This is a genomic window from Oleiphilus sp. HI0043 (assembly GCF_001634935.1).
The window spans coordinates 1-792 of record NZ_LWEY01001524.1 but is presented as its reverse complement, the minus strand read 5'-3'; the positions used below and the strand labels follow the sequence as shown (position 1 = coordinate 792).

Here is a 792-nt window from a genome sequence, read left to right as displayed (position 1 = left end):
CATACCTTTGATGAAATGTGGAAGTTTATTCGTAATAAAGATGGCCGCATTCACCTGGAAATTGATGAAGTGTTCTCGGAATTAAGAGGTCTGAACAATGGTTTGAAATTCGATGATGGCTATCCCTTTATTCTGATGGCTGGGGAAAGGCGCGCCTATAATTCAAACCAAATTTTTAGAAATCCAGCATGGCGTAAAGTTGATAAAGACGGCGCTTTACGTATTCACCCTGACGATGCAGAATCACTAGGTGTTGGCAAAGGGGATAAGCTGCTTTGTAAAACCGCGCAAGGCCAGCTCGAAGTGAGTGTCGAAATCGACGAGGGTGTTCGTCAGGGTATGGTTACCTTGCCTCACGGTTATGGTATGCGCTACAAAGATGGCGAGCCTAATGGCCCTGCTATAAACTTTTTAACAGCAGGTTCCCACTGTGATCCGTTTACTAAAACGCCTTATCATAAGTATGTACCGGCGCATTTAGAGAGAATAGCTTCCTAAGTTGTAGGCAGAGACTTTCACGGCTTGCGGGCGGGCTAGCACGTGGCAGATTCCAGCGAGGGGCGGAAGTCTCTGCCTACGGTCGGTATATATTGGTTTTGTACCCTGCAAGCCAAAAGAAAAAGCAGTTCAATATTATGGGTAGCCTTGTTATCGTAAAGCAAATAACTTGTTTCGATATCCAGGAAGCTCTGTCTTATGCTGAACGAAAATTATCCTTACTATCTTTCGAATAAAGCCGTTTTTGCCAATCAGGACTTGAAGGTCTATGACAAGTACAGTGGTGAATTGGCT

General features: G+C 44.4%; 1 protein-coding gene. It reads left to right on the top strand.

The window, feature by feature from the left end; translation table 11 throughout:
- On the top strand, positions 1–498 hold a 498-nt coding region (locus A3729_RS22325; RefSeq protein ID WP_304439742.1), incomplete at its 5' end, for a molybdopterin dinucleotide binding domain-containing protein.
- Positions 499–792: the final 294 nt, after the last annotated feature.